Here is a 20,221-nt window from a genome sequence, read left to right as displayed (position 1 = left end):
ACCTGCTTATGCAGCTAATTCAGCATGGTGCGTAGCAGGACGCACCATGCTCTGCGGGCCGCTTGCTGGGCGACCCGGGCCGAACTGGGACTCAGCTGGCGTAAGCCGACTCGATATCATCCAGCGTCAGGTGCCATCGCTCCAGCATGTGCTTGTAGATGGCGAGTTCAGGCTCGGAGATGGTGCGGTCAGACTTGGCCATATCCAGCGCCAGCGTGGCGACCAGCAGCTGCTTCTTGGGTTCGGTAATGCTGTCGAGCATGTCGTCGATGCGTTGCTTGTCGACCAGGTGGATGCGGCCTTCCTCGTCGGCTTCGTCGCTGAGGTCATTGCAGTAGGTATGCAACACTTCGATGAACTTCTGCCGGCTGATACCGATGGCCTCGTACATATGCAGGGTTTCGAGGCTGTCGATTTCGCGCGGGTCCAGATTGCCGTCACTCATCATCAGCATGACGAGGAGGCGGGACATGGCTTCCGGACTATTGGTGGCGTAGCGTTTCATCATGACTGTGTCTCCATTGCGTCCAGAAAGACTACCGGAACGGCAGCCGGTTTTTGTTGCTGATAATCAAAAAACACCACACCCGTCTTTGCACGCAACACTTCGCGATCATCGGATGCCTGGCTGAGACGGTAAAACAGGTCGCAGCCATACTTGTTGAAATCGGCCGCGGTGACTTCGGCACGCAACTGCTCACCCCAGAACGCCTGCGATTTGTAGACGATCACAGCATCGCACAGGATCAAACCCAGGCCACCAATGTCCAACTCGGTAAAGCCTAGGGATTTGAGATAACGCATCCGCGCTTCGTGAATGAGTGTGAGCGCGGAATCGTTGCCCAGATGACCGCCGTAGTTGATATGGCCGATGCCCACATCCAGTGTGGTGACAAAGGCAAACCGTTCGGGGAGGTCTAGTTTTACGCGGGCCATGCGAGAGCGGCGGGGTGATCGAGCGGCCAGTCTAAGCGTCTCCCGGACTACCCTGCAACCGGGAAGCTATAGTGAATTGTATGTGTAGCCGATTGGCACAGATTGGGGGACGCCATGTACCAGCGCATTCTCATTCCGGTGGACGACAGCGATACCTCGCGTCAGGCGCTGATCGAGGCCACCCGATTCTGTTGTGATCAGCATGGCCGTACACGCCTGGTCCATGTGATTGACCTTGCCCAGTTCACTTGGGGTGGCGCCGAATTTGTAGATGTGGGCGAGCTGCAGACCACTTTGCGCGAGACGGGGCGCAAGGTGCTGGAAAGCGCCAGGGCGCTGCTCGCGGAAAATGGGGTGGAGACCGAAACAGTGCTGCTGGAGATCTGGGGCGGGTCGACTGCGACAACCCTGATTGAGGCGGCGCGGGATTGGCCGGCTGATATCATCGTCATGGGTTCGCATGGCTGGACCGGGCTCGATCACCTGCTGCTGGGCAGCGTGGCAGAGGGCGTAATCCGGCATGCTCCCGTACCCGTGCTCATTTTTCCGATCAAGCGCCAGAAATAGTGTCCGATACGTCCAAACCCGTTATTCCGCTCTCCGTTACTGATCATCGCCGCGATATCCTCGGCTACACCTATGTCTACCCCGTGGTGTCGCGCCGCGCGGGCGGCGTGTCGGTGGGCATCAACCTCAATCCCAACAATGCCTGCAACTGGCGCTGCATTTATTGTCAGGTACCTGATCTGGTGCGTGGTAACGCGCCGGTGCTGGACTTGGCTCAGCTTGAGGCCGAGCTTGCCGCCATGCTCGACGATATCGTCAGCGGTGACTTCATGGTTCGCAACGTTCCTGAGGAAGCACGGCGACTCAACGACATTGCCCTCTCCGGCAATGGGGAACCTACATCCAGCCGTCAGTTTGCCGACGTTATCGAGATTATTGCCAGACAGTTACGCCGCGCCGGCCTGCTCGGCCAGATCAAGTTGGTGCTGATTACCAACGGCAGCCAGCTCTACAAGCCCCAGGTGCAGGCTGCCATTGCCTCGATGGCGCCGCTGAACGGGGAGGTCTGGTTCAAATATGATCGCGCGCCGGTAGCCGGCGAGAGCTACGTCAATCAGGTTGCCCTGACCGCGGCACAGATCAAGCGGCATCTCAAGGTGGCGACACTGGCCTGTCCGACCTGGATACAGACCTGCATGTTCGGTATCGATGGCAAAGCGCCGGATGAAATGGCGCTGACGGCCTGGTTGGCCTTGCTGGATGAGGCGAGGGGGGAGGGGGCAAAGCCGGAGGGTGTGCTGCTCTATGGGCTGGCCCGCCCCTCTACCCAGCCCGAGGCACCGCGGCTGTCTCGCTTGCCGGAAGCGTGGATGACGGCCTTTGCGGCACGCATTCGCGCCAGCGGCCTGCCAGTCAAGCTGAGTGTCTGAACGTGCTGCTTGCCAGTGCTGGCGGCGCCGGGCCGGACTCGGCGCTGGTGGTGCTTATTCGGACTCGCTGGATTCGCCGCCGGACTTGCCGGCTTCCTGCCGGGCACGAACCGCCTTTTGCAGGCTTTTGTAGAGATCGGGGTGGTTGTCCTTGAGGTAATCGATGATGTCGAAATCCTCACGACGCACACGGGTCAGATCAATCTGCTCGACATGCACCAGACGCAATAGCTCGCGGACCGGCTTGGGCATGTTGCGGCCACTCTCGTAGCGCGATCCGCCGCTTTGTGTCACGCCGATCTTGGTCCAGAACTCCTGCTGGTTCAGACCGAGCTTGCGGCGTACTTCACGCGGATTGAACAGTTTGTCGAACAGTTTCATGGCGATCTGGCCAGGTTATGGTTCTGTCATTGAGTATGCCGGGGTTGTGTATGACGGCGCGTCAACACTCATACCGAAGTCGGATTGCATCACCGGCTTCAACGTGATCTGTGGCCGCCCAACACCCTGCATCAGCCCTGAGCTTCTCAGCACTTATCTTACTGCGAGTCGGCTTTATGCGCGAGGCATGAAATGCATTTTGCCTGAATATGCCATGAAAGCATTTGATTTATAGATGTTTTTCTGGATTGCAGACGGACTTGTTATCTGTCTGTCATGAAAATCGGCAAGGCCGGGTATGTAGCAGACTTGCCTAGGCAAGCCATTGGCAGACGGGCGACTGTTGCGGTAAACCCTAATGCCAGGACAGCAAAAAAATACTGGCGGGTTTGTTAGACTGCCAGCTTGATTTGCATACTGGGAAGCCGGGCTTGAACCGCTCGGTGCGCATCATGACGACACTCGTAGACAAGATCGTGCAGGAAATCCGCGAAGACATCTTCCGCGGCGAGTTGGCGCCGGGTGATCCGCTCAAGCAGGTTGAGCTGGCCAATCACTATGGTGTCAGCCCCATTCCGCTGCGCGAAGCCCTGCAGCGCCTGCAGGTGGAAGGGCTGGTCGAGTATTTTGCCTACCGGGGTGCCATTGTTGCCCGCCTCAAGCGTGGCGAGGCGGCTGACATTGCCGGTGTGCGTCATGCACTTGAATCTCTGGCATTCGAGATCGCCATGCCCACGCTCGATGATGCGCAGCTCGCCAAGCTGGCCGATCTTACTGCCCAGCTGGAGGCGACCGAAGGGCAGACCGCAACGGCCTTCATGGACAATATCAATGCGTATTACGCCGTCTTGCTGAGCAAGGCCAACCGGCCGCTGTTGCTGGAGATGATCCAGATCACCCTCAAGCGGGCTACTCGCTACTACGCCGAAGTGCTGCGCAAGAACAAGGGCAAGCGCCTGAACGATGCGCCGACACGCTGGGATTACCTGGAATCGCTCAAAGCACGAGACATGGCCAGATTGTCCGCAGACATGAAGCGTCTGCACGAGGCTTACGTGAACTTCTTCGAGGCGAATTTCGAAGCCTGAGGTGCTCGGTTTCCTGACGCAAAAGGGGCGGTATTCACCGCCCCTTTTTGATTGCTGCCCGGCTTGACTCGCTCTGCCTCAACGCCGTGTCTGTAACCACTGATCCAGCTGGTTCAGGGTGTGGTAAAGCTTGTCGATGCCTGCGTCAGGCTGCGGGCGGTCATCAAATTTGCGCCAATAATGGTGATAGGCCTTTTGAGATAGCCAGCGCTCTTCCTCAAGCGCTTCATGATTGATGCGCACCCCATGTTTGGCGAGGATGGGCTCAAGCAGATCGGCACGCTGGCGAAGGTCTTCACGCGTGTGCTGGTAGGCGTGCTCGCACATGTTCTCGCGGTCGGCATAGCTGAATACATTGGAAAAGAAGATTTCCTGATCGCCGTGGCTGGGCTCGAACAGCACGATGTCGGCGTGTTCATAGGCTTCAGCGTAACGCTGCATGCCTACGCGCATGCGCGAGTGGATGATCGAGCGGAAGGTCTGCGACAGCACGACGGGCAAGCCGCCCTGCATCAGCCGGTCACGTGAATCCGGGTGACCTGTGGCCGCAAGACGTGAATCGAAGGGGACGATCGGGTTGACGCAAATGACCAGATTGGCGTCTTCGTCCAAGCTGATAGAGGTGTGCAGCGTTTTCTTGAGCGCCCCGTCTACAAAGTGATCGCCATCGATCTCCACCGGTGGGAACAGGCCCGGCAGGGCAGAAGACGCCTGGACCGCCTTGGAGATGGCCACATGGTCGTAGCCGGGTTCGCCAAACTTCACTGAGCGACCGGTATCGAGATCGGTTGCCACGATGTACAGCTTGTTGCGCAGTGCGCGGAAATCGTTGGTCCTGCCGCCGGAGGTAAATACGCGGGTCAGAAAACGATCAATTTCGCTGTTATCGAACAGGCCGGTGGGGATCGCGTGGGCCAGCTGCATCATGGCGCCCGTGAGACCGACTTCGCGCGGCCGGGTGATGAAATCCCAGAAGGCGTCGAACATGAGTTCGGGCAAGCCCATGGCGCGGCGGAAATACTCACGGTAGGCCGGGCGCAGGAACTGATCAGGCTCGAACGGAATGTCCTTGGCTTCGTTGGTGATGAAGATCCGGTACATCTCGCGGGGAGAGATGCCATTGGCCAGTGCGGCGGCAATGAAACTGCCTGCACTGACCCCGACATAAACGTCCAGATCCGTCAGTTCGATGCCGACCAGGGCCTCATCCAAAGCACACAGGGCCCCGACTTCATAAATGGCGCCCAATGGGCCGCCTGCCGCGAGGTTGAGGCCAATCTGAGAGCGGGCAGTGCGAGGTGAGGCGGGGGGCATCGACGACAACTCCGGTAGAACAAGGTGCTATTTTAGAGCAATTGCTTGCTTGCCTGTGAGGCCGCCTGCAAGGCGCCGCATCGCTGCATCGCAACGACAAGTGCGCGTATACATGGACAGATTCACAGGCAAACAAACAAAACGGGGCGGACGCACAAGGCGCCGCCCCGTTTTGCTACAGCGCGGTACCCAGGACTCAGGCCTTGGCAGCGGGCTTTTCTTCAGCCTTGGCAGCGGCAGCAGCCGGCTTGGCGGTTTGCTTCTTGAGCAGCTCATTGACGCTCTTGTTCAGCTCGTCGATGCGCTTGTTCAGGTCGGCCAGATCCTTGTTGCTGGGCACGCCCAGTGCGTTCAGGGCGCGGGCGACGCGGTCCTGGAACACTTGTTCCAGCTTGTCCCAGGTCTCGGTTGCTTTGCTGGTCACTGCCACAACTTTCTCCTCGGCCGACTTGCGGCTCTTTTCTTCAACTTGCTTGCCGGTTTCGACCAGCGTGTCGAAAGCCTTCACGCCTTCGCCTTGTGCCTTGGCGAAAGCACCCAGGCCTGCCAGCCAGATCTGGTTGGCGGATTCAAGAATAACGTGAGCGTACTGCTTTTCTTCGGTAGCTTTCTTCAGCGACTTTGCCATGGTGGCACTCCTTGAGTTTACAAAACGAAAAATCGGTCCGGTACTGCCGGGTGGATAACGAGATATCCGAACTGTGCCCGGGTGCCGCTGGGTGGCGGCGCTTATAATCGGCTCGCAAATCGGCCTCTGTTGGAATGAATTATCCGGGCTGGGTTGCGCTAAGTGCCAGTTTTTTATCGGGTTTTTGTTGTGCGCACTGGTGGCTAAACCACACTGTTGTACTATCGCAACGTTGTGATTTTGTCCGTGCTCGCGGCAGGGCCCGTAAGGACGCGGCCTGCGCTGTGCGTCCTTGCCACGCTGTCAGATTTACGCCCATCACTTTTTCGCTACAGCATGCTTGCTCAACTTGACGACGCCATCGCCCAAAGCGGCCTCAGCCGCCCTGCTTACCTGCTTGCCCGCTGGCAGGCAGACCGCCTGGCCGCCACGTATGCCGACCTTTCAGCCGATGCGCGTTACGCGCAGGCCACCACCTTCTTCCTGACGGATATCTACGGACCGAAGGATTACTCGCGCCGGGATGCTGACGGTGCGAGGGTGATTGCCAAGATGCGGGCCTTACTACCGCGCCGGGCCACCCAGGCATTGGCTAGCGCGTTGCATCTCAATCAACTGAGCCAGCAACTGGATGCGCAGATGGCCAGCATGCTGTTCGATACCCTGCGCGTGGATCAGATCAACGCGGTCAATTACGCGGAGGCCTATCGTCGCTGTGATCAGGCAGCCGCACGCTATGAACAGATTGCGTTGGTGCATACGCTGGGCCATGAGCTGGATCAGTTGGTCCAGCGACCTCTGGTGCAGATGACCTTGAAGCTCGCGCATGGTCCGGCCCATCTGGCCGGGCTGGGGGAGTTGCAGGACTTTCTGGAGCGGGGCTTTGCGGCATTCCTGCATATGAAAGGGGCGGATCACTTCCTGGATACCATCCGCGATCGTGAAACCCTGATCCTGGAGCGAATACTGGCCGCCGATCCCGATCCATTCCAGGTCTTTAATCTCTGAGCGATACGGTGGTGAGACTCCCCGTATTGCCGTTCATCGGCTAAGCTGCAAGTGAATAGCGGCTTGCGTTGCCGCATTGTTGCCCTGTTTGGCGGAGTTCCGGATGTCCATTCATATCAATTACCCCCATAGCAAACCTCACGATGAGGCGCTTCAGCTCGCCTCCAACGTGGCCGATCAGATGCAGCAGGAGTTCGACATGGTGTGCCGCTGGGAGGGCGAGGTACTGCACTTCAAGCGTACCGGCGTGAACGGTTGCCTCACGGTGAATCCTGACAAGATTGTTGTCGAGGTCAATCTGGGCTTTTTGCTGATGGCGCTCAAGCCACGTATCGAGGGCGATATCCGCAAGTTCCTGGCGCAGAATTTCGACTGACGTGCGCGTACTGCTGATCGATGATCACGCTTTGTTCCGGGATGGTCTGGCGGCGCTACTGCAGCGGCTGGACGAAGGCGTTGCCGTAACCGGCGTCGGCAATTGCAATGAGGCGCTGGCGTGCCTCGCGCAGGATGCCTTGCCGGATCTGGTCCTGCTGGATCTGGAACTGGCCGAGGAATCCGGCATGACCGGTCTGGCGCGGCTGCAATCTCACTACCCCGGTTTACCGGTGGTGGTGGTTTCCGGCCACGACGAGCCTGCCGTCATCCTTCGGGCGATTGGCGACGGGGCCATGGGCTTCATTCCGAAAAGCGTGCAGACAGAGGTGATGATTGCCGCGCTGCGGCTCATTCTGGCTGGCGGCATCTATGTGCCGACCGAGGTGCTGATGTCTGGCAGCGGCCGCCCCCTGCCGGCGCCAGCAAGGGCGGTGTCACCCGAAGACCTTGGCTTGTCGCCGCGCCAGGCGCAGGTTCTGCAGCGTGTATTGCAGGGGATGTCCAACAAGCAGATCTGCCGAGATCTGGATATCTCAACCGCGACGGTCAAAAGCCATATCAGTGCCATTCTGCGCCTGCTCAATGTCACCACCCGCACTCAGGCGGTCATCGAGGCCAGCCGTCTCGGGCTCTGTTTTGACCGTTGATGCATTACCGAGCTGGTCGGCCAGCGCCTGACGCAGTTCAGCGGGATGCAAGGGCTTGTGCAGCACCTGTGGTGCAGCGCCATCCGCTTGCCAGAAGCCATCGATTGATACATCGCCGCTGATGATGATGGCCGGCACATCTTCTTCCAGTTCCGAACGTAATGCCGTGATCACATCGGGACCACGCAGGCCCTGATCCAGCCGGAAATCCACCAGCAGCAGATCGGGTGCGCGAAGGTGTCGGTCCAGTGCCTCGCGCGCACTGGCCAGATCACGTGCCGTATCGACATGACAGCCCCAGCTGCGCAGCAGCAGCGAAGTGGCCTCCCGGATACGCTCATCATCGTCGATCAGCAGGATGAAGTGGCCGGTCAGGTCGAAGGTCTCGCTCACAGCCGTTTGCGGCAGAGCAGGATTCACCGGTGCCAGTGGCAGGGTGATGCTGAAACACGATCCCCGCCCCGGCCGTGACACCAGGCCCAGCGGATGGCCCAGCAGCTGGCTGTACTGGTTCACGATGGAAAGCCCCAGGCCCAGGCCCTGCGCGCGGTCCCGGGAGACGCCGGGTACCTGGTAGAACTCGTCGAAGATGGCAGTTTGCTGCGCGGGTTCGATACCGATGCCGGTATCCCAGACTTGCAGCAGCAGCTGGGTGCCGCGGCGTCGGCATGCCACCATTACGCCGCCACGACGGGTGTAGCGAATCGCGTTGCCCAGCAGGTTGCGGACGATGCGCTCCAGCAGGATCGGGTCGCTTTGCACCCAATAGGGGCAGGGGCGGGCACGCAGGGTAAGACCGCGCTCCGCAGCATGAGCAGATTCGGACTGCACCACCATGGCCAGCATGGGGCCCAACGCAAAACTGCTGATCTTGGGCTGCACGCCGCCGGCATCCAGCCGCGACAGGTCCATGATGCCTTTCAGCAGTGATTCCATCGCCCTCACGCCATCCTTGAGCTGCCCGAGCACCTGATCGAACTGCCGTTGCGGCAAGCGATTGTCGAGCAAGCCGACGAGCAGGCTGATCGCATGCATGGGCTGCCGCAAGTCGTGGCTGGCTGCTGCCAGAAAGCGGGTTTTCTTGGCGCCGGCATTGGCCAGTGCCAAGGTGCGTTCGCTGACCTTGGCTTCGAGTTCATCGGCCTGCTGTTCCACTGCACCCAAGGCGGCCACCATGCGCCGGAGCTGGTAGATCGCAAAGGTCGTGAGCACGATAGGCATGGAGTAGGGCAGCCAGTACTCGCCATCGAGCCCGCGCTGATTGGTGACGACGAGATAGTCCTGAATGGTGCTGACAAAAACCACCAGCAAACCCGCCATCACGCCGAACAACAATCGTTGGTTGGTTTGGCGGCCTGCGCGGTAGAGCCACCAGATGGACAGGGGAATGGTGCCGATCAACAGGGGATAGGTGGCCGTACGCAGGCGTACCAGCCACACCGTGTCCACCGCGGCAATCGCCAGCAGCGACAGCAGGGTGGCGACAGTAATGACCTGCTGTATCAGGCGTCTGCCGTCGCGGTGGCACAGGGTGGCGGTAAACAGCAGCAGCAAGGCAGAGGTCCACACCTGCGCCGCATAAAAGAACCAGTGATTGAACGTGGCGGAAATCAGGGGCGAATCGGCGTAGTAGTACCAGTTGCGCAAGGAGCCCAGCAGGAACAGCAGACTGAAGTAGGCAAGTGCACGCTCGCGCGGTCGCCAGTACCAGATCAGGAGCGTGAGGATGGCCAGCAACCCGCAAGCAAGATTGATGGCCTGCGGCAGGTCTCGGTTGAAGAAATGCTGCTGTTCAAAGGCGCTGCGCACCTGCTTGTCGGGGCCGATATGCAGGGTCGATAGCCCCGCTCGCGACCAGATGCCGGCCATCATCTCTATCTGGACCACATTGTTTCCTTGCCGCCACCAGGCAGGGGAGGTCTCGACCAGGGTGTCGGTAAAGCCTAGCCGGGTTGGCAGGGGGCCGGCCGCCTTGCCGCGGGCACTGATCAGCTGACCATTGAGGCGGATGGCATAGTCGCGGGAAACCCTGCGCAGAGTCAGCGTCCAGGTGCTATCGGGCGTAGCTGCCAGCGTCACCGGTATTTCATAGCAGACCGGCGTGGGCAGGCGCAGGGCTTTGAGGTTGAGCAGGTTGGGCAGGGCGACGTCCTGGCCCGGCCCGCTACGTTCAGCGCAGGCGGTGGGCCAGAATCGGGCGGATGCCACGATGCTGTCTTGTGCATGTGTTGCCACGGCAACCAGGCTCAACAATGCCGGCAGCAGATAGCAAAGCCAGCGTCGCCAAAAAAACAGCGCAGACTCCCGAGGAGCCTGCGCTGCGTTTGCCACGATCAACATGGGCGATAGCACGTAGAGGTGGATGCTTAGAGGTAGATACCCTTCATCACCTGCATGAACGCCAGTTGATCGGCGCTCAGCTCCTTGGGGCCGCTATCCTTGCCCTGTGCGGCGGAGGAATCGGGGAACATGCGGTAGGCGGTGTTCATGATGATCTGTGCCACGCGCGGTGCCACGGCGTGGATGATCTGACCGAAGATGCCCAGACCCGACGCCACCCGCACCGGCTTGTAGATGACGGCATTGGCCACCATGTCGGCGGCTTCATCAGGGCTGATGATGAACGGCATGCTCTTGTAGATCTCGGTCGGCGCAATCATCGGCGTACGCACCAGCGGCATGTTGATCGTGGTGAAGTAGATGCCACGGTCAGAGAACTCACTGGCGGCGCAGCGGGTAAAGGCATCCAGCGCGGCTTTGGAGGCTACATAGGCCGAGAAACGTGGGGAGTTCGTGAGCACGCCGATCGACGAAATATTGATGATCTGGCCACTCTTGCGCTCGCTCATGCTGGGCAACAAGGCCAGCGTCAGGCGCAGGCAGCCAAAGTAGTTGAGCTGCATGGTGCGCTCGAAGTCATGGAATCGGTCGTAGCTGTTTTCAATGGCGCGGCGGATCGAGCGGCCGGCGTTGTTCACCAGCACATCCACATGGCCATGATCGGCCAGCACCTTTACGGCAAGGCCATCGATCGACTCAAGGTTCGACAGATCGCAGGAGTACACAAAGCACTTGCCACCGCTTGCTTCGATTTCCTTCTTGGTGGCTTCGAGTTTTTCCAGATCACGCGCCACGATGATCACATTGGCCCCTGCGCTGGCGAGCTTCATGGCGGTTGCTTGGCCAATGCCGCTGGAGCCGCCAGTGATCAGTACGTTCTTGCCTCGTGATACGCCTGAGAGGCTGCGATCGATGAACAGATCCGGGTCGAGGTGGCGTTCCCAGTAATCCCACAGCTTCCAGGCATAGGTTTCCAGCGCGGGCACGGCAATGCCGGTGCCCTGGAGCAGCTTCTGGGTCTGGCGGCTATCGAACCGGGTAGGGTAGGACACGAAGTTCATCACATCCGATGGCAGGCCCAGATCCTTCATGACGGCGTCGCGCACGCGGCGAACCGGCGTGAGCGAGGTCAGTGCCTGGCGCACCATCGAAGGGATGAAGCCGAAGATGGCCGGGTTGATACGCAGAGCCAGCTTGGGTGCATGGGCTGCCTCGGCAAAAATCGCCAACACCTCGCCTACGCGCTTGGCATCGGGGTCGGTCAGGTGAAAACACTTGCCGTTGTGCCCGTTGATATGGGCGATGTGATCCATGGCTTCGACCACGAAATCCACCGGCACGATGTTGATGCGGCCGCCATCAATACCGATGGCAGGCATCCACGGCGGCAGGATCTTGCGCATTTTCTGCAACAGCTTGAAGAAGTAGTAAGGGCCGTCGATCTTGTCGATCTCGCCGGTCTTGCTGCTGCCCACCACGATACCGGGACGGTACACACGCCATGGGCGTTTGCATTCCTTGCGCACCACGGCTTCGGAATCGTGCTTGGTGCGGAAATAGGGGTGATTGAGCTTGCCGGCCTCGTCGAACATGTCTTCCGAGAACACACCCTCGTACAAACCTGCGGCAGCAATCGAGCTGGTGTGGTGGAAAATGCCGGCTTCAATGGCGTCGGCAAACTGCACGGCATGGCGGGTGCCGTTCACGTTGACTTCAATCTGCTCCTCGGCACCGGCCTTCAGGTCATACAGTGCGGCCAGGTGGAAGAAGTGCTTGATCTTGCCCTTCAGTTCGGTGATGTCCTTGGCGCTCACGCCAAGCTTGGGCTTGGATAGATCGCCCACAACGGGGATGACGCGCTCGCCGTCTTTGCCCCAGCGCTCACGGATCTTGTCGAATTTTTCCAGCGACTCCTTGCGCACCAGCGCATAGATCTTGCCCTTGCGCTTTTTCAGCAGGGTGTGGACGAGGTGGTTGCCGATGAAGCCGGTTGCGCCGGTGACGAAGTAAGTCATGGGGGAAGTGCTCCTCGTGTTTTTGTGGGCTAGCCTGGTGCCTTGCTGCAAACCGCACCAGTGCTGGGTGGCGGGAATACTGTGTGTTCTATAATCTGGCAGCTACAACGTCAAGCGAGCGGCCGCTTTGCTCGTTGATAAAACCACACCCAGGATCGAGGTGGCCTCATGTTGTTGAATTTATTCGGGTCCGGCGGCGAATCCATGTCAGCGGTCGATACGGCCTGGCTACGCATGGACCGGCCTACCAATCTCATGGTCATTACTGGCCTGATGTTTTATGACGACCATGTCGATTTCAACCGGCTCAAGCAGGTGCTGGAAACCCGTCTGGTCAAGTTCAAGCGCTTTCGCCAGAAGGTGGTCAAAAGCGGCACCAATGCAAGCTGGGTGGATGATCCGGACTTCGATATCAGCAACCATCTGCATTTGGTTGCCTTGCCGGGCAAGGCAGGCAAGGCTGAGCTTGAAGACTTCATCAACGAGCATATTTCCACCCCGCTCGATTTCGGCAAGCCACTGTGGCAGTTTCACCTCGTCGAGAACTACCAGGGCGGCTCCGCTTTGGTGGCGCGTATCCATCACTGCATTGCCGATGGCATTGCGCTGATCCAGGTACTGTTGTCGCTGACCGACAAAGATCAGGATGGCGATAGCGATCCCCCGCCCAAGAAACTGTCGTTCCAGGCCGGCGAACGCGAGCCGGATGATCCCTTCATGCGGCTCTACAAGCCGGTCGCCAAGATGTATGCCGGCATGCTGAACCGATATGCCAAGGTGGTGGGCACCAGCTATGGCTTGATGATGAATCCGTCCAAGCTCGCCGATTACACCCAGACTGGCCTCGCCGTCAGCGGCGCCGTGGCCAAGCTGGCGACCATGCCGGCTGATCCGCGCACCAAGTTCAAGGGCAAGCTCTCTGCCACCAAACGGATTGCCTGGTCTGAATCCCTGCCTTTGCAGGAAGTGAAGATGGTCGGCAAGGCGCTGGGTTGCTCCATCAACGATGTGTTGCTGTCGTGCGTGGCGGGCGCCCTGCGGGATTACCTGATCGCCAAGGGCCAGAACGTGGATGGCCTCGATATCCGCGCTTCGGTGCCGGTGAACCTGCGCCCCGAGAGCAAGCTCGACAAGCTGGGCAACTACTTCGGTCTCGTCTTCTTGCCGCTGCCGATCGGGGTGGCCAATCCCATCGAGCGGGTTTACGAGGTCAAGCGCCGCATGGAGCAGATCAAGGGCGGCTACGACGCGATCATCACCCTGGGTCTGCTCAGTGTGGTGGGGGCATTGCCTAATGCCATCGAGCAGCCGGCCATTGAATACTTCAGCACCAAGTCCACCGCGGTGATGACCAATGTGCCCGGCCCCCGTGATCCCATCTACATGGCCGGCAGCAAGGTCAAGGATCTGCAGTTCTGGGTGCCGCAGTCGGGTGAGATCGGTATCGGGATCTCGATCCTCTCTTACAACGATCGCGTCAACTTCGGGATGATGACGGACAAGAAGCTGGTGCCCGATCCGGCCAAGATCATCGAGGACTTCAGCCGCGAGTTCGAGAAGCTGGTACTGGCTACCTTGCTGAGCGTGCTCGATTGCCCGCCTGATCCGGAGCTGGCCGAACTGCACCTGGCCATGTTGCGGCGTCAGGTCGAGGTGTAATTCACCCCTGTAATACCGGTACGGTCACTACAAGCAGAACGCGCGCTGTCCCTGTCGGACGCGCGCGTTTTGCTTGATTGTGTCAGCGTCGACAACAATATATCCCTCTATCGCCATGTTCGCAGAACGCATCAACCGTCTTCAAGGCTCACTGGTCCGGGAAATTCTCGCTGTGGCCAGCCAGCCCGACATGATCTCTTTCGCCGGTGGCCTGCCTGCCGCCGATGCGATGCCCAAGCTCGATTTCACCGAGCTACCCGCCAGTCTGAGCCAATATGGCCCCAGCGAGGGCGAATCTTGGCTGCGTGAAGCCGTGGCGGCCGAGATGAGCAAGAACGGCGTGACGGTCACGCCCGAGCAAATCCTGATCCTGACGGGCTCCCAGCAAGGTCTGGATCTGGCCGGCAAGCTGTTTGTCGATGAAGGCACGCCGGTGCTGGTGGAGGCGCCAACCTTTCTCGCCGCCGTGCAGTGTTTCAGTCTCTATGGTGCCAAGTTCGTGGAAGTGGGGCTGACCCCGCAGGGCCCCGATCTCGCCGAGCTGGAGCGCAAGCTGATCAGCGAGAAGCCCCGTTTTGCCTATCTGATCCCCACCTTCCAGAACCCGTCGGGCGTGTGTTACGACGAAGCCACGCGCCAGCGTGTGGCCGATCTGTTCGACGAGCACAACGTGGTCTTGCTGGAAGACGAGCCGTACCGTGAGCTGGTCTATGACGAGTGTGATCGCGCACCGATCTGCGCACGCCTCAAGGCGGCCAAGTGGGTCCACTTCGGTACTTTCTCGAAAACCGCGATTCCGGGCTTGCGCGTCGCATACCTGGCTTGCCATCCCGACCTGATGCCGCATTTCTACAAGCTCAAGCAAGCCGCCGATCTGCACACGAACCGTCAGGGCCAGTGGGCCATGCACCGTTTCTTGACCTCGCCAGATTACCCCGCCCACATGGAACGCCTGCGTGGCTACTACCACGCCAAACGCGATGCGATGGCGGCCTCGCTGGACAAGCATTTCCATGATCTGGCCGATTGGGTGGTGCCGCAGGGCGGCCTGTTCTTCTGGCTGACACTCAAGGCGGATATCGACAGCTACGCGCTGCTGCAACCCGCGCTGGATCGCAAAGTGGCCTTCATGCCCGGCAAGCCTTTCTTTGCCTCGGGCCGGACTTCCAATCACCTCCGCCTGAACTTCAGCCATGCCTCGCCAGAGCGGATTGAAGAAGGGGTGAAGGTGCTGGCCGAGGTGATCCGCGCGCATCGTTGAACTGTGCAGGGCGGCCAAGCATTTGCCAGTGAAATACCGAGACGGGCTATAACGTCTCTGTGTGTCCTGCACTGAGTTGCTCACCCATGTTCAAGCTGATACGCCTGTGGTTTTTCATGCTGTGCGGCGTGCTGTCGCTTGCCGCGCCGGCAGAGCTGCGGATTGTGGCAGGCGAGGTGCCTCCCTTCGTCCGTGAGGACAAGGGGCATCCTGCGGGTGTGGCGACGGATATTGTCCGGGAAATGGCGAGCCGCGTTGGCCACAGTGGCCGTGTGGAATTGCAGCCCTTTGCCAGAATGATCGAGACCGGTAAGGCTGAGCGCGGCGTCCTGCTGATTCCGGTGGGGCGGATTCCAGCGCGCGAGGCCCACTACCGCTGGGTGGTCAATCTGGTCGATGAAGCCTTCGTCCTCATCAGCAAAACCGGCGGCAAGATTGACCCGCATCGCCTCGATAAGGCGCGGCGTGTGGGTGTCATGCGTGATTCGGTAGGCGAGCGACTTGCCCGCGATAGTGGCTTCCGGCTGATTGAAGGGGTAACCCGTGAAGAGGCCAACGCACTCAAGCTGGCAAGCGGGCGGATTGATCTCTGGATGGCTGCCTGGAATACCGCCTTGCAAGCACAACGGGCGGCTGGGCTGGCGATCACTGGATTGAACCGAGGCATGGTCACGAGTCGGGTCGGGATTTATCTCGCGGCCTCAAGGGATGTAGAGGAGAGCGCCTTGCAGCCCTGGCGGCAGGCGCTGGCAGACATGAAGCAGGATGGCACGTATCAATTGATCCTCGCCAGCCACGGCTACGAATTACCACGCTGATCCCATGCCCTGATCGACTGCCCGCGTGTGGTTCGACAAAAAGGCCACGCAATGCGTGGCCTTTTTGATCTCCCAAGCAGAAAGGACTGTCGTTCAATCGTCACTGAGCTCCGATTTGGCGAAAGCGACATCCAGGGCTTCCATTGCATCCATGGGCTCACAGGCCGCGGCCTCTTCGTAGAGCTTGGTCGCGTCCTTGATGCGCTTGTTGCCATAGAGCGTCAGCAAACCGTTGGCGTACTCGACACGGGCAATGGCCGAATGCGGGAGGAGTTCCAGCGCCTTCTCGTAATGTGCTTCCGAGGCATCCTTGGAGACGCCGTAGGTCAGCGAGCCGACCATGCTGCCCACTTTGCCGATGATCTCTGCGTGATAGGCCCCGAGCGCGACATGGGCTTCGGCATGGTTGTCGGCCAGTGACAGTGTCTTGTCGAGGCTGGCCTTGCATTTGCCCGCCAGGCCTTGCGTCAGCGCCTTGGCAATCGAGATCGCCTGGCTGTAGCGCCCGAGCGCATAAGCGTGCTGATAGTGCGCGTTGATACTATCGGGGTATTCCTTGGTGGCCACTTCCGCGCGGTCGGCCACTTCCTCGAACAGTTCCTTCTTTTCATCCTCGTCATCCACCAGATAGGTGGCGTAGATGCTTTGCGCTTTGTTGGCGGCGTTCATGCCTGAGGCGGTTTCGGCTTTCAGGCCCAGGGCAACGGCGTTCTGGAAATCGCCACGGTGATAGGCGCGCCACGCTTCGCGGCTGGCATCGTCTTCGGGCCAGGGCTCCTGGTCGCCGGCGTGCAGGCGTTCCCAGTGTTTCCAGAGTTTGTCGCCGTCGTAGTCGAACGCGTCAGCGGGGTGGGGAAAGGCTTTCCACGTGGACATGATGCGTCTGCTCCGTTGTCGTTGGTATCGGGGAGAGGCTGGCCCTGCGAGCCAGACTCTCCCAGATTATAGGCACGCGAACAGAGCGCTTGCTTGTTTACGCAAAGCGGAATTGCGCGACCTTCTGTTCCAGACCCAGCGCGAGCCCGCGCAGTTGTTCCGCGGTAGCCGCCGAGGTCTCGGCAGCTCGGTTGTTGTCTTCGGACATGCGGGCAATAGTCTCGACCTTGCGTGCCACTTCATGGGCGGCGGAGGACTGCTCCTTCAGGGCCGTGCTGATCTCGTTGACCACGCTGACCACTTCGACCGAGCCCTCGCGGATACGCGCGATGGCATTACCGGCCTGACTGGCCAGCGCAACACCACGCTCCACCTTGTCCACGCCTTGCTCCATCCCGTTGACCGCGCCTTCGGCGCCATCCTGCACCCGTTCAATCATCTCGGCGATCTGGCGGGTACAGGTAGCGGTGCGCTCCGCGAGCTTGCGCACTTCGTCGGCCACTACGGCGAATCCGCGGCCGCTTTCGCCGGCCCGGGCGGCTTCAATGGCGGCATTGAGAGCAAGCAGATTAGTCTGGTCGGCAATTTCCTTGATGACATTGACGATGCTGGTGATCTCGATGGCATGCTGCCCCAGGACCGTGACGCTGCCAGAGGCGGCCCGCACGCTGTTGGCGATCTCGGCAATGCTGTCCACCGTTTCGTTGATCACCACGCCGCCCTCGCTGGACATACGGCCAGATTCATCCGAAATGGCATGGGCATCGCGGGCGTAGTCGGCGACGTGGCTGATGCTGACGGTGAGCTGTTCGACCGCCGCTGCCATGGTGGCGGCTGCGCTGCTTTGCTCCAATGTGGAGCCAGCAACCTGCGTGCTGACCGAGGCAATGCTGGCGGCCGCACCCAGGAGTTCGGTAGACCCGTCGCGGATATCGCGCATGGTGTCGCTCAGCCTCTCGCCCAGCTCGTTGGCGCTGCGGGCCACATGGGCCAGTTCGTCGCGACCGAGGGCATCGAAACGTCGGGTCAGGTCGCCCTCGGCCAGTTTGCGCATGCCCAGGCGCAGGGCCTCCGCACGCAGGGCGATATCTCGGGCAAACCCGATGATGAGCCAGCCCACCAGCGACAACACGCCCAGCCCGAAAGCGATGCGGCTGATCAGCTCCAGGCGTGTGGACGCCAGCCTGTCACTCAGGGTGTGGTTGGTCAGTCGGTCAAGAATGGTCTGATCAAGCGTCTCCAGACCGTGCATGACCGTGGTTATGCGGTCGTAATACGACTTGGCGTCAAGGCTGTTTCCGCCTTGCTGGACAACCTCGGCGTTGATTGTCTTGATCAGGCTCTGGACTGTTGCATTGGCCGTATCCCATTGGGGCTGGATGCTGGCCAGATCCTCCGGGTAGTCATCGCCCAGTAGTTCCAGATTGTTTTCGATGCGGCTGACCATGCGCGGCAGCAGGTCGTTGACCAGCATATCCACTTGCCCCAGATGGTAAGCACGCTCGGCATCCGGCGCACCAGCGGAAACAAGTTCGCCACGAGTCTCGCTCAGCAGTTCGGCGAGCGCGGGGATGTCATCCGTCATCAGAATGATCTGGTAGTAGGCCGCTTCATCGGGGTCGAGCAGCAGTTCGGTATCGCCAGCAACATGATGGCGGTACTCGTTGATCTGGCTGATCAGGTTGCTGTGTGCGTGCGTGGATGCTCTTCGACCGAGTGAGGACCAGTTGCCACGCAGCGATTGCCAGGCCGACTCGATGGCGCGGGTCTTCTCCCGCCACTGCACGGCGGAGGTGAGCGGCGGTTGATTGATCAGCTTTTCCAGGGCGGTATCGACCTCGGTCGCTGCGCTGGCGGCCTGGCCCTGTGCGCCGGCATCACCGGCGAGGATGCGGTTGGTCACACCATGATGATGCTGTACGGCCATCACCAGAGGCCCGAGTAGCTGGAGATAGCGGCTACCGGCGACCTCAAGCTGATCGCGTTGTACATGTCGGTAATTGGTTACTGCGCCACTCGCCAGAAAGAACAAGCCGGGCACCACGGAAATCACGAACACAATCAGGAACTTCTGGCGGAAATTGAGCTTGCTGGACAAGCGCGTCACAGGTTTGAGCAGGGCGGTGAGCATGTTGGTGACCTCGTAGTAAGGCGTAGAGACGGCGCGGTACGGTTCAGAGGAATCGGCCGGGGTCGATGCCCCATTTGTCTGCGGACTCGTGGCTGGCGATGGCATCGGCGCCACCTCGCCCCATGCTGCGCGACAGGTCGACTTGATACGGGCTGACGTAGCCCTGCTTGCGGGTGTCGTAGATGATTTTCAGCCGTGGCTGGAGCAGGCTGTCAGGGTTGTGTTCGGTCACGATCCCCAGTCGTCCGCTTTCCAGCCTGACCAGGGTCCCGACCGGGTAGATACCGATGCAGCGCATGAAGGCCTTCACCAGCTCCGGATCAAGGTGGGTCTTGCTCCACTCGAAGATCTTGCGCAGCGCATCGGTCGGGGCAATGCCGCGGTGGTAGCAGCGGTCTGCCGTGATGGCGTCGTACACATCCACAATCGCGGCCATCCTTGCCTTGAGCGAAATGTCGTCGCCTTTGAGACCGTGGGGATAGCCGGTGCCGTCAATCCGTTCGTGGTGGTGCAGGGTGATGTCGAGCGGGATGGCGCCGATGCCCTCGCTGCGCTGGAGAAAGGCGTGACCGTCGCTCGGATGCAGCTTGATGATGTCGAACTCGGCTTCCGTGAGCCGTCCCGGCTTGTTGAGGATTTCGTCCGGCACCAAAGCCTTGCCGGCGTCATGCAGCAAACCGCCGAGTCCTGCCTGATGAATCTGTGTCTGGGTCATGCCCAGCGAATGCGCAAAGGCAATCATCAGGGTGCCAACGCTGACCGAATGCTGGAAGGTGTACTGATCCTTGTCCTTGATTTGCGCCAGGCTGATCAGTGCGCCGGGATTGCGCAGGACGGATTCGGCCATGGCAGTGATCAGTGGCTCCACATCACCCAGCTGAACCGCCTTGCCCAGACGCACATCCTGCATCACCGTGCGCACCGCTTGCGTGGCCTGATGACGGAGACGCTTGGCGCGGCCGACCTCTTCCTGTAGCTCGGCCCTGGGGATCAGGATCGGCTCTGCGGCAATCGCCATCATCTCCGCATGCAACTCGGCGGTGCGCTCGGCTTCGGGCTGCGCATCACTCACGTCCAGCCCGCGGTCGGTATCGATATAGACATGACGGATACCGCAGCGCTGGATCGTGTCGATGTCCGCGTCGCTGCCCAGCAGGAAGCGGGATCTGACGAAAGGGTGGGTGGACCAGTCGGCGCCCAGGTCATGGATATACATGCCGACCTTGAGTTTGTCCGCCTGAAGGTATTTGATCATCTGAGGCCCCTGTCTTTCGCTTGAGGCCATTCTCCGCGTGGCACCCATCC

The 20,221-nt window shown here is 60.2% G+C and carries 19 protein-coding genes; 9 read left to right on the top strand and 10 right to left on the bottom strand.

What is annotated here, in order from left to right:
* Positions 1-91 precede the first annotated feature (91 nt).
* Both O9X62_RS07595 and O9X62_RS07590 read right to left on the bottom strand, forming a co-directional pair.
* Positions 92-508, bottom strand: coding sequence for a hypothetical protein (locus tag O9X62_RS07595; RefSeq protein ID WP_269532202.1), 417 nt, complete (start codon positions 506-508; stop codon positions 92-94).
* Positions 505-936: a thioesterase family protein gene (locus O9X62_RS07590; RefSeq protein WP_269532201.1), complete on the bottom strand. Its 432-nt coding sequence runs from the start codon at positions 934-936 to the stop codon at positions 505-507. The genes O9X62_RS07595 and O9X62_RS07590 overlap by 4 nt, the downstream gene beginning before the upstream one ends.
* Before the next feature lie 114 nt (positions 937-1,050).
* Between O9X62_RS07590 and O9X62_RS07585 the strand changes: the two genes are divergently transcribed.
* On the top strand, positions 1,051-1,503 hold the full coding sequence (locus tag O9X62_RS07585; RefSeq protein ID WP_269532200.1) for a universal stress protein: 453 nt from the start codon (positions 1,051-1,053) through the stop codon (positions 1,501-1,503).
* On the top strand, positions 1,503-2,372 hold the full coding sequence (locus tag O9X62_RS07580; protein ID WP_269532199.1) for a radical SAM protein: 870 nt from the start codon (positions 1,503-1,505) through the stop codon (positions 2,370-2,372). The genes O9X62_RS07585 and O9X62_RS07580 overlap by 1 nt, the downstream gene beginning before the upstream one ends.
* Positions 2,373-2,426: 54 nt before the next feature.
* Here O9X62_RS07580 and O9X62_RS07575 read toward each other — a convergent pair whose 3' ends face one another.
* Positions 2,427-2,753 (bottom strand): DNA-binding transcriptional regulator, encoded by a 327-nt coding sequence (locus O9X62_RS07575; RefSeq protein ID WP_269532198.1) that lies wholly within the window; start codon positions 2,751-2,753, stop codon positions 2,427-2,429.
* 452 nt (positions 2,754-3,205) lie between these two features.
* Here O9X62_RS07575 and O9X62_RS07570 point away from each other — a divergent pair, with 452 nt between their 5' ends.
* The gene (locus O9X62_RS07570; RefSeq protein WP_269532197.1) at positions 3,206-3,841 is read left to right on the top strand and encodes a GntR family transcriptional regulator; all 636 of its coding nucleotides are present in this window, start codon (positions 3,206-3,208) and stop codon (positions 3,839-3,841) included.
* 78 nt (positions 3,842-3,919) lie between these two features.
* Here the strand turns inward: O9X62_RS07570 and O9X62_RS07565 are convergent, their stop codons facing one another.
* Together O9X62_RS07565 and O9X62_RS07560 are read right to left on the bottom strand one after the other, a co-directional pair.
* Entirely contained in the window at positions 3,920-5,155 is a 1,236-nt protein-coding gene (locus tag O9X62_RS07565; RefSeq protein WP_269532196.1) for a patatin-like phospholipase family protein, read from the bottom strand.
* A gap of 196 nt (positions 5,156-5,351) precedes the next feature.
* Positions 5,352-5,783, bottom strand: a complete 432-nt coding sequence (locus tag O9X62_RS07560) for a phasin family protein (RefSeq protein WP_269532195.1) — start codon at positions 5,781-5,783, stop codon at positions 5,352-5,354.
* A gap of 336 nt (positions 5,784-6,119) precedes the next feature.
* Here O9X62_RS07560 and O9X62_RS07555 point away from each other — a divergent pair, with 336 nt between their 5' ends.
* The 3 genes from O9X62_RS07555 to O9X62_RS07545 all read left to right on the top strand — a co-directional run bounded on the left by O9X62_RS07555 (position 6,120) and on the right by O9X62_RS07545 (position 7,816).
* Positions 6,120-6,791: a hypothetical protein gene (locus O9X62_RS07555; protein WP_269532194.1), complete on the top strand. Its 672-nt coding sequence runs from the start codon at positions 6,120-6,122 to the stop codon at positions 6,789-6,791.
* 103 nt (positions 6,792-6,894) lie between these two features.
* On the top strand, positions 6,895-7,167 hold the full coding sequence (locus O9X62_RS07550) for a polyhydroxyalkanoic acid system family protein (RefSeq protein WP_269532193.1): 273 nt from the start codon (positions 6,895-6,897) through the stop codon (positions 7,165-7,167).
* A gap of 1 nt (position 7,168) precedes the next feature.
* Positions 7,169-7,816, top strand: a complete 648-nt coding sequence (locus O9X62_RS07545) for a response regulator transcription factor (protein ID WP_269532192.1) — start codon at positions 7,169-7,171, stop codon at positions 7,814-7,816.
* On the opposite strand, the gene O9X62_RS07540 is transcribed toward O9X62_RS07545, so the two are convergent.
* The gene (locus O9X62_RS07540; RefSeq protein ID WP_269532191.1) at positions 7,703-10,156 is read right to left on the bottom strand and encodes a hybrid sensor histidine kinase/response regulator; all 2,454 of its coding nucleotides are present in this window, start codon (positions 10,154-10,156) and stop codon (positions 7,703-7,705) included. The two genes, O9X62_RS07545 and O9X62_RS07540, sit on opposite strands and share 114 nt — an antisense overlap.
* A 26-nt stretch (positions 10,157-10,182) precedes the next feature.
* A complete protein-coding gene (locus O9X62_RS07535) occupies positions 10,183-12,171 on the bottom strand; it encodes an SDR family oxidoreductase (RefSeq protein ID WP_269532190.1) in 1,989 nt (662 codons plus the stop codon).
* A gap of 168 nt (positions 12,172-12,339) precedes the next feature.
* On the opposite strand from O9X62_RS07535, the gene O9X62_RS07530 reads away from it, so the two are divergent.
* The 3 genes from O9X62_RS07530 to O9X62_RS07520 all read left to right on the top strand — a co-directional run bounded on the left by O9X62_RS07530 (position 12,340) and on the right by O9X62_RS07520 (position 15,909).
* The gene (locus tag O9X62_RS07530; protein WP_269532189.1) at positions 12,340-13,830 is read left to right on the top strand and encodes a wax ester/triacylglycerol synthase family O-acyltransferase; all 1,491 of its coding nucleotides are present in this window, start codon (positions 12,340-12,342) and stop codon (positions 13,828-13,830) included.
* A gap of 115 nt (positions 13,831-13,945) precedes the next feature.
* Positions 13,946-15,091, top strand: coding sequence for a PLP-dependent aminotransferase family protein (locus O9X62_RS07525; protein WP_269532188.1), 1,146 nt, complete (start codon positions 13,946-13,948; stop codon positions 15,089-15,091).
* An 86-nt stretch (positions 15,092-15,177) separates the two neighbouring features.
* Positions 15,178-15,909 carry an ABC transporter substrate-binding protein gene (locus O9X62_RS07520; protein ID WP_269532187.1) on the top strand — a complete coding sequence of 244 codons (732 nt, stop codon included), beginning with the start codon at positions 15,178-15,180 and terminating at the stop codon, positions 15,907-15,909.
* Between the two features lie 93 nt (positions 15,910-16,002).
* Here O9X62_RS07520 and O9X62_RS07515 read toward each other — a convergent pair whose 3' ends face one another.
* The 3 genes from O9X62_RS07515 to O9X62_RS07505 all read right to left on the bottom strand — a co-directional run bounded on the left by O9X62_RS07515 (position 16,003) and on the right by O9X62_RS07505 (position 20,171).
* Entirely contained in the window at positions 16,003-16,785 is a 783-nt protein-coding gene (locus tag O9X62_RS07515; protein ID WP_269532186.1) for a hypothetical protein, read from the bottom strand.
* Between the two features lie 97 nt (positions 16,786-16,882).
* Positions 16,883-18,916 carry a methyl-accepting chemotaxis protein gene (locus tag O9X62_RS07510; RefSeq protein WP_269532185.1) on the bottom strand — a complete coding sequence of 678 codons (2,034 nt, stop codon included), beginning with the start codon at positions 18,914-18,916 and terminating at the stop codon, positions 16,883-16,885.
* A 43-nt stretch (positions 18,917-18,959) separates the two neighbouring features.
* Complete coding sequence (locus tag O9X62_RS07505) at positions 18,960-20,171, bottom strand: HD-GYP domain-containing protein (protein WP_269532184.1); 1,212 nt, start codon at positions 20,169-20,171, stop codon at positions 18,960-18,962.
* Positions 20,172-20,221 lie beyond the last annotated feature (50 nt).

The organism is Chitinimonas sp. BJYL2, assembly GCF_027257935.1.
Taxonomy (GTDB): Bacteria; Pseudomonadota; Gammaproteobacteria; order Burkholderiales; family Chitinimonadaceae; genus Chitinimonas.
Note: the sequence above shows the minus strand (reverse complement) of the source record. Positions and strands in the feature narration are given on the sequence as shown.

What these genes read in the sequence shown, in the direction of transcription:
- O9X62_RS07540 (WP_269532191.1), bottom strand. Translation starts at nt 10,156, where the DNA reads ATGTTGATCGTGGCAAACGCAGCGCAGGCTCCTCGGGAGTCTGCGCTG.
- O9X62_RS07535 (WP_269532190.1), bottom strand. Translation starts at nt 12,171, where the DNA reads ATGACTTACTTCGTCACCGGCGCAACCGGCTTCATCGGCAACCACCTC.
- O9X62_RS07575 (WP_269532198.1), bottom strand. Translation starts at nt 2,753, where the DNA reads ATGAAACTGTTCGACAAACTGTTCAATCCGCGTGAAGTACGCCGCAAG.
- O9X62_RS07585 (WP_269532200.1), top strand. Translation starts at nt 1,051, where the DNA reads ATGTACCAGCGCATTCTCATTCCGGTGGACGACAGCGATACCTCGCGT.
- O9X62_RS07550 (WP_269532193.1), top strand. Translation starts at nt 6,895, where the DNA reads ATGTCCATTCATATCAATTACCCCCATAGCAAACCTCACGATGAGGCG.
- O9X62_RS07565 (WP_269532196.1), bottom strand. Translation starts at nt 5,155, where the DNA reads ATGCCCCCCGCCTCACCTCGCACTGCCCGCTCTCAGATTGGCCTCAAC.
- O9X62_RS07515 (WP_269532186.1), bottom strand. Translation starts at nt 16,785, where the DNA reads ATGTCCACGTGGAAAGCCTTTCCCCACCCCGCTGACGCGTTCGACTAC.
- O9X62_RS07570 (WP_269532197.1), top strand. Translation starts at nt 3,206, where the DNA reads ATGACGACACTCGTAGACAAGATCGTGCAGGAAATCCGCGAAGACATC.
- O9X62_RS07530 (WP_269532189.1), top strand. Translation starts at nt 12,340, where the DNA reads ATGTTGTTGAATTTATTCGGGTCCGGCGGCGAATCCATGTCAGCGGTC.
- O9X62_RS07510 (WP_269532185.1), bottom strand. Translation starts at nt 18,916, where the DNA reads ATGCTCACCGCCCTGCTCAAACCTGTGACGCGCTTGTCCAGCAAGCTC.
- O9X62_RS07525 (WP_269532188.1), top strand. Translation starts at nt 13,946, where the DNA reads ATGTTCGCAGAACGCATCAACCGTCTTCAAGGCTCACTGGTCCGGGAA.
- O9X62_RS07505 (WP_269532184.1), bottom strand. Translation starts at nt 20,171, where the DNA reads ATGATCAAATACCTTCAGGCGGACAAACTCAAGGTCGGCATGTATATC.
- O9X62_RS07520 (WP_269532187.1), top strand. Translation starts at nt 15,178, where the DNA reads ATGTTCAAGCTGATACGCCTGTGGTTTTTCATGCTGTGCGGCGTGCTG.
- O9X62_RS07560 (WP_269532195.1), bottom strand. Translation starts at nt 5,783, where the DNA reads ATGGCAAAGTCGCTGAAGAAAGCTACCGAAGAAAAGCAGTACGCTCAC.
- O9X62_RS07595 (WP_269532202.1), bottom strand. Translation starts at nt 508, where the DNA reads ATGATGAAACGCTACGCCACCAATAGTCCGGAAGCCATGTCCCGCCTC.
- O9X62_RS07555 (WP_269532194.1), top strand. Translation starts at nt 6,120, where the DNA reads ATGCTTGCTCAACTTGACGACGCCATCGCCCAAAGCGGCCTCAGCCGC.
- O9X62_RS07590 (WP_269532201.1), bottom strand. Translation starts at nt 936, where the DNA reads ATGGCCCGCGTAAAACTAGACCTCCCCGAACGGTTTGCCTTTGTCACC.